This is a genomic window from Streptomyces yerevanensis (assembly GCF_000716805.1).
In the GTDB taxonomy this organism is placed as follows: Bacteria; Actinomycetota; Actinomycetes; order Streptomycetales; family Streptomycetaceae; genus Streptomyces; species Streptomyces flaveus.
In genome coordinates this window covers 21,592-28,552 of the sequence record NZ_JNWJ01000093.1, presented here as the reverse complement: position 1 = coordinate 28,552, position 6,961 = coordinate 21,592, and the positions used below count along the sequence as shown (strand labels likewise).

Genomic DNA, 6,961 nt, shown 5'->3' with positions numbered 1-6,961 from the left:
AGCGACATGGCCCGCAACCGCCGCCGCGAGCGGCCCGGGCGACCAGCCGGCGCGCGCCGCGTTCGCGGAAGGCGTGCTCGAGGCACTGCGCACCTGGCACACGCCCCGCGAATTCGCCACCAGCGTCCTGCTGCACTCCCATCTCGTGCCGCCGGGCTCACCCGACCCGGCCGCGGACCTGCGCGGCGCCATCACCACCGCCCTCGACGCGATACAGATCGACCCCGCGGGCGTCAAAGCCCACGAGGCTCTCACCGCCACCTACCTCACGGCCTCCCGCACCCACAAGGCCGCCGCCCGGCGACTGGGGGTTCCCTACGGCACCTACCGGCGCCACCTCGCCCTGGCCAAGGAACGCCTCATCGAACAACTGCTGCGTCAACCGGCCACGACATCCACACCGACCCCGCCACACTCGCGAAAGCTCCGCCACACCAGCCTGTGAGGGGTCTGTCCAGTGAACTTTGCACTCTCCAACGTGGCTGGTGTGATCAGTGACAGATTCAACCTCCCGGGTGACCACACGGAATGGCAGAAGGACTTCGAGCGGCGGCTACACGCCTCGTACACGGCGGCCGGGCCAGGTGCGACTGCGGCGGAGCACATGCTCGAGGACGTACGCGCCAGCATCAGCGACTGGACCGTCGCCGAGATCACGGACGCCGGGACCCAAGTGGGATACGTCGGCGTGGTCGTGGCTGACGACAACGGCACGCTCGCGGGCCGTATCGGCGACCTCCGCGTCGACGCGCTCCACGCTGGCCGGCCGCACGAGCAGGCCGCGCGAGACTGGGCCGAGGGATGGTGCGCGGAGCGCGGTGCACACCGGCTGGACATACGGCTCAACGCTCGCAGCTGGCGACTCGGCGCTGATGTTCACCGTGTGGGGCGGCAACGAGGCGGCAACGAGGCGGCAACGAACCTGTACACGAGCGCCGGCTACCAAGTCATGGAGGAAAACCCCTCCATCGACCTTCCCGGTCCGCGGCCTCACGCGAATCACCACAGCACGACGCAACCGCCGACCCACTACCTGATTTGACAGATCAACTGCATCGGATGTCTGTCGACCGGGGCACGTACGGGTCGAAGATCCACTTCATCACCGAGCGGACCGGTCTGCCCCGGCCGCCTTCGCCCGTTTCAACGGTAAAGCCCCGATCCCCGTCTGGTCAGGCAACAAAGTCCGTCAAGCAAAGGGACGTTATGGACGACCGTATTGATCTCGCCGAGCTGCTGAGCCGATATGCCGATATTGCGGATATGAAGGAGTTCACCCACCTGCCCAGTCGCATTTGCACCGATCCGCTGACGGTGGATTTCGAAGCAGTTACCGGCATGCCGGCGGTAACTGCTTCGCTGCGTGACTGCGTCGAGCTCCTCCGCACAACCTTGGCGCCCTTCGCTGCGACCCACCACGCGATCACCGGTCACGTCGTCACCATCGACGGCGACAGTGCGACGATTCATGCGCACGTGCGTGCCGAGCACTGGCTTCCGGTGGAACTCGTCGGTGACGGACCCGACCGCTGGCTGGTGGTGGGTTTCTACGATACCGAGGCGGTCCGTACGCCGAAGGGATGGCGCATCAGCCGATTCAAACTCACCGTGACCCACCAGGAAAATCCACAGCTGGCGAGCCTCGCTCAAGCCGCTGAGCAGGCGCGCCGGCCCCAGGCCTGAGGGGGAGCGCAATCCCTGGCGCGGAAGGCGGCAGCAACTACTGGGGTTTAGCCTCGGGCTTTCGCCGAGTGGACGAGAGGTGAGTGGCCAGGCAGAGAGGCATGGTCGCTGAGCTGGGGCAATGGGGCAATCCCGTCTCGGTGCGACGTCCTGTAGCTCTTCACCCTGAGGGTGCCCCGGGCCGCCACCCGCGCGCGTGTGAGTCAGGCAGTTCCGGGTTTCTATCGTTGCTTGGCCAGCATCCGCGCCGCTTGCGAGAAGCAGATCAACGCAAAGCCGAAGCAGACAGCCAAGGCGGCAACGCCTCTGCCCGCGTGCTCTCCCAGCAGACTCCAGGAACTGAAGTTCCCCCTGCCAAGAGGAGGACGGCTCCCGTTGCCAGAAATCCGATTGTGATTCTGCGGTCGCTCATCACGGGTGGCTGTGTCACTTTCCGTGGATGCCGTTTCGGCGTGAGTTCGGGAGCCATTGCGCCCGCTTGTGCATGATCAATGTCAGCGTGAAGTGATGTCACTCCGGTGGCCCGCCGAGATACCTGTTCCATATTTGCGGGTGCTGTGATCGGCTGGCTGAGTCGGTATGGCCGTCAGTCGGCTGTGGCGGCGTTCACCGAGAGCGCGTCGTAGGCGGCACGTGCGGCTTCCACCTCGGCCATGTGGTTGACGGCCCACTGCCGCAGCGCTGTGAGAGAGGTACGCAGGGTCTGGCCGAGTGGGGTGAGCTGGTACTCGACCCGGGGCGGCACCATGGGGTAGAGGGTGCGTGTCACCAGGCCGTCGCGCTCAAGATGACGCAGCGTCTGAGTGAGCATCTTCTCGCTCACCCCGGACAGCCGGGCGCGCAGTGCCGATGCGGTCGAGCAGCTCGCGCGACGGACATCCCCGCTCGTACGGATCCCAGGCTTCCTTCATGGGAAGTAGCTTACTAAACGAGGCGGACTGACCACCAAAATCCACCTGGCCTGCGACGGCCGTGGCCGTCCCCTCGCGATCCTGCTGACACCCGGCCAACGCCACGACAGCATCTGTTGGTTTGCCGCTACCAAGCCGAGGACATTCCAGGGCCTGCGAGGGTGACGCCCTGGAAACCGGCGACGCGGGTCGGGAAAGGACCCTCGTGATCCGCGCCCCGAGCACATCATGATCACCGTCCGCCAGTCCTTCGTCGACCGACTCAGCGCCGTGCAGGTCCACGCCGCCCGACCGCTACGTGTGCATGCACCCGGGAGAGCGGCCCGGAGCCGTTCGTGGAACGCGCAGCACAGCGCCAGCCGCCCGGGGGCCGTTCCGCCTGACGGGCGATCGTCATTGCTGTACCTCTGCGAGAGCCAGCGGCGGCGCATCGGCCGACGTATCCGAGCCGACCGGCTGCTTCAAGTCCAGGTAGCAGCGCAGTCGTACGCCGGGCTGACCAGCGTCCCGCGTCGTCTGCTCCGCCGTGGCCGTCGCCCAGCGGTCGGCGAGCAGCTACGGGAAGGCGAGCACGGTGGCGTCGTCGGCGACCGCGACGGCGAGCAGGCCCGGCTCGCTCACGTGCGTCTCGTTGATCGGGTCCATGTACGCCACTACGCCCGGCGGCCTATGGGGAGTTCCGTGCGTGTGGCCGCGCCTCGAACCGTGCGTGGCTCATCCTCCCAAGGAAGGCCTCGGCGTGCGCCCCGCCATCAGGCCCGCCAGAGCTGCCCGCGATGAGACTCCCGTCTTGCGGTAGACCCGGGAGATGTGGGTCTCGACCGTGCGGCGGCTCAGGCAGAGTCGTTCGGCGATCGCCGGGCTGGTGAGGCCGTCGGCGACGAGGTCGGCGATCTCCCGTTCGCGGGAGGTCAGTTCGGCGAGGCGGCGCTCGGGCCCGTCAGCGGCGGCGGCCACCGCCGGGCCGACCGCCTCGGCAAGACCGGTCAGCATCCCGCAGTCCCCGGCCACGGCGAGCCGCCGCCCCCGGTGCCAGGCCGCCTGCCCGCGCCGCGAGCCGCCCGGGTCCGCCGCCGACAGGGAGGCGCCGAAGAGCAGGGAGAACGCCTCCCAGAACACCCCTCCGCTGCGGGCACTCTCGTCGGCCGCCGCCACGAACAGGTCCGCCGCCGCCTTGTCGTCACCGAGACCGAGGCGTATCTGCGCGGCGCTGCGCATGGCAGAGGCGCGCTGCACGGGCAGATCGAGCCGCTCGGCCTCCTCGCGGGCCCGCTCGGCCCATTCCTTCGCCGCGTCCAGGTCACCCATGGTGACGGCGGCGGTCACCAGGACCTCCACGAACAGCGGACGCATGGAGGGCTGCATCCGCCGCAGGCCGGGGCCGCCAGCACGCAGGACCGCCTCCCGGGCACGAGCCGGGTCGCCGGCAGTCAGCGCCGCGTAGCCGAGTACACACCAAGCGATGGACGCCCACCAGTTGACGCCCAGACCCGCCGCGGCCACCGCCTCCTCGGCGGTGGCCAGTGGCCGCGGATCGCCGGGTGGGCAGGCGTCGACCAGGGCGTGGGCCCTGGTGGCGAGGACGAAGGCGAGCAGTTCGTCACTGCCGATGCCGCGGGCGATGTCCTCGGCCTCCTCGGACAGTTCCACCGCCGACGCAAGCCGGCAAGTCTGGGTGCGCACGTGTGTCTTGCACAGGAGAAGGTGGGGCAGGAGGTAGATCTGGCCGGTGCGGCGGGCAATGGCCAGGCCGCGATCGGCGTGCCGCTCGGCGTCGGCGAAGCGCTCCAGGAACGCCTCCGCCCAGGCCAGCCGTACCAGCGGCTCGCACAGGCCGGTCAGATCGCCGTCCGGCAGCGAGTCCACGAGGGCCGCCGCCCGGCGGGTGAAGTCGTCCGCCGCGGCCGTCTCCCCCTCGTACGCCTCCCCCAGCGCCGCGACGCTCAGCGCACCCGCCACCCCCGTCTCGTCCCCGAGGGAGCGGGCCACCTCCAGGGTGTGTGCCACCTCGGAGCGCACCGCCGGGTACGAGGTGTCGTGCGGGGCCGAGGAGCCCAGCTCCAGGCCCAGCGCCACCTGGTCGGCGAGCGACGGCGCGGGATCAGTGCGGTGCAACTCGCGGCGGAGCAGGGCGACCGCCTCCGAGTAACGCCCCAGGTGGCGCTCCATGACGGCGCACAGCACGACAGCAGACGCCCGCGACCCCGTCCCGTCGCCCGGGTCGGGCAGGGCGATCACCTGGTGCAACAGGTCCCGGCTCTCCCGGAGCCGACCGCCGACGCCCAGCGCCCGGGCCCGCCGCAGCATCAACTCGCGCCGTCTGGCCGCGTGTTCCGGCGTGTGCGGAAGATGCCGCAGCACCACCTCAAGCCAGTGCGCGCTGCTCGCAGGCGCCGTCTGCGCGGCCTGCTCGGCGGCCTCGTCCAGCACCGCCGCCGCCCGCGCGTCCCAGCCGGACAGCGACTGCTCGGCGTGGTGCGCCCGCTCGGCCAACGGGGCGCCGGTCCGGGCGAGTTCGGCGCCGACGAGCCGGTGGGTCTCCGTGCGTTGCCAGGGGTCGGTGCCGTCGCGGACGAGGCTGCGCAGCACGGGGTGGCGCAGCGCGATCCGCCCGTGCGTGCCGGTGCGCAGCAGGTCGCGCCGGGTCAGTACGGCGAGATCGTCGGCCAGTTGCCCCGGCTCGTGGCCGGTCACCGGGCCGAGCAGTGCGGGCGTGGCGTGGTCGCCCAGAGCTGCAACCACTTGGACGAGCCGGCCTTGCGACGGCGTCAGTGGGGTCAGCTCGTCGAGCAGCAGCGCCCCGAGGCCGGTCGTGGACAGTCGGCTCACCGACGCGCCCTCGCGGTGCGCCTGGAGCAGGGTCAGCAGGTACAGCGGGTTGCCCTCGCTCGCGGTGAAGAGCCGTACGGCCTGGTCGGGGGCCAGGTCAGGGATGAGCAGTTCGACGCAGTCCCGCTCGCCGAGCGGGCCGAGGACCGTCCGCCGTACCGTGCCGGTCTCCGTGCCGCGCGTGAGGGTCGCGGCAAGCGGCGCGGGGCTCTGCCGGTCGCGGCGGGCGAGGACCAGCAGGACGCGGGCGCGCACGGGGTGCCGTACGAGATGGTCGAGGAGTTCCAGCGACGCGGCGTCCGCCCAGTGCATGTCGTCCAGGACCACGACCAGCGGAGACGCCGCGGCGTGGGTCAACAGGGCGGCGGTGGCCCGGTGCAGGTGGAAGCGGTCCGTGCTGCGGGGAGCGCCGCTGAGCACCGGGGCGACCTCGGCAGCCTCCGGGAAGGATTCGACGGCCTCCGGGGCGAGGTCGGAGAAGGCGTCGGTGAACGGCTGGAACGGGATGTGATGTTCGTACTCCGTCGCCCGGCCGCGCAGCACCGCCGCCCCGCGCCGCGTCGCGGCCAGGCACAGCTCGTGGACCAGCCGGCTCTTGCCGATGCCCGCCTCACCGCCGACGTCCAGCACCGCCGGGCGGCCGGGCACGTCCCCCACCAGTTCCGCCAGCAGCCGGTCGAGCCGCGCGAGTTCCGCCTCTCTGCCGACCAGCGGTGTCCGTTCCGTCGTCATACCCTCACGCCCCCGCGACAGTTGGTGCCCCCGCACATCCTGTCGTACGCCACTGACAACCTGTGGCTTCGTGTCCTCGATCTCACATCGCGTCGACGGCTACGAGTCGACGGCGAGCCGCCGGCCCGAGCGGGTGGGCGTCGATCAGCGTGGGACGGGCAACCCTCGTCCGGGTGGGACGGGTGGGCCGACCGGATGCGGAAACTACGTAACCGATCTACGTGGGTGGTCCGGCAATCGGACGGCCGGTACCAGTTGCGGCCGTCGTTCGAGGCGGCCTGCGAGGTCACGGTCGGCGGCCGGAGACTCGTGGCGTACTCCGGGCACCGCAAGGTGATCCGCCTCGCGGACCCGGCCACGCGCGAGGACACGGCGGTCCTCACGGACTCGCGCAGCTGGATCCGTACGCTGTGCGAGGTCGACGTCGACTGCAGGCCCCTGCTGGCCTCGGCGGGCCGGGACGGCGCGATACAAATCTGGAACCCGCGCGACGGCCGGCTGGTGCGCACGATCGACGGCTGTCGACCAAGATCAACCTGTCCGCGCGGAACTTCGCGTGGTTGTACCCACCGAAACCGATCTGGACAGTCAGGTCCTCCGTTTCCTGTCCGGCCTGTTGCGGACTCGACGCCGCGGGCTTGCATCCGGTGGCGCCGCCTCTCGGTGAACCGACAGGCTTAGCCCGAGTTTCCTGGATAAGTTGATCTTCGAGGGCATCGCTGCAGGTCAGCTTCGCTTTGAGGGGTTCGCAACTGTATGACCTGAGCTTAACGAGGGCTTGGTCCTGCGGTGGTGTCTGGTTCGCA

Annotated in this window: 4 protein-coding genes and 3 pseudogenes; 4 read left to right on the top strand and 3 right to left on the bottom strand. The window is 70.1% G+C overall.

All coding sequences use genetic code 11. The annotated features are described in order from the left end of the window. From OP79_RS45645 to OP79_RS45635, 3 genes and pseudogenes are all read left to right on the top strand, one after another. Positions 1–445: pseudogene (locus OP79_RS45645) on the top strand (ATP-binding protein); the annotation flags it as partial. A 42-nt stretch (positions 446–487) separates the two neighbouring features. Next, positions 488–1,042, top strand: coding sequence for a hypothetical protein (locus OP79_RS56635; RefSeq protein WP_211271003.1), 555 nt, complete (start codon positions 488–490; stop codon positions 1,040–1,042). Positions 1,043–1,206: 164 nt separating this feature from the next. Next, a complete protein-coding gene (locus OP79_RS45635) occupies positions 1,207–1,683 on the top strand; it encodes a nuclear transport factor 2 family protein (protein WP_033329089.1) in 477 nt (158 codons plus the stop codon). Between the two features lie 586 nt (positions 1,684–2,269). On the opposite strand, the gene OP79_RS45630 is transcribed toward OP79_RS45635, so the two are convergent. Next, positions 2,270–2,494, bottom strand: coding sequence for a winged helix-turn-helix transcriptional regulator (locus OP79_RS45630; protein ID WP_033329088.1), 225 nt, complete (start codon positions 2,492–2,494; stop codon positions 2,270–2,272). Positions 2,495–2,612: 118 nt separating this feature from the next. Between OP79_RS45630 and OP79_RS53130 the strand changes: the two are divergent. After that, a pseudogene (locus tag OP79_RS53130) lies at positions 2,613–2,705 on the top strand (IS5/IS1182 family transposase); the annotation flags it as partial. A gap of 282 nt (positions 2,706–2,987) precedes the next feature. Here OP79_RS53130 and OP79_RS56630 read toward each other — a convergent pair. Both OP79_RS56630 and OP79_RS45620 read right to left on the bottom strand, forming a co-directional pair. Then, positions 2,988–3,239, bottom strand: a pseudogene (locus tag OP79_RS56630) (DUF6207 family protein). A 69-nt stretch (positions 3,240–3,308) separates the two neighbouring features. Continuing rightward, positions 3,309–6,155, bottom strand: coding sequence for an ATP-binding protein (locus OP79_RS45620; RefSeq protein ID WP_211271002.1), 2,847 nt, complete (start codon positions 6,153–6,155; stop codon positions 3,309–3,311). Between the last annotated feature and the right edge of the window lie 806 nt (positions 6,156–6,961).

Bases quoted from the DNA above. Each gene is read 5' to 3' on its own strand.
- OP79_RS45635 (WP_033329089.1), top strand. From the start codon at position 1,207: ATGGACGACCGTATTGATCTCGCCGAGCTGCTGAGCCGATATGCCGAT.
- OP79_RS45630 (WP_033329088.1), bottom strand. From the start codon at position 2,494: ATGCTCACTCAGACGCTGCGTCATCTTGAGCGCGACGGCCTGGTGACA.
- OP79_RS45620 (WP_211271002.1), bottom strand. From the start codon at position 6,155: ATGACGACGGAACGGACACCGCTGGTCGGCAGAGAGGCGGAACTCGCG.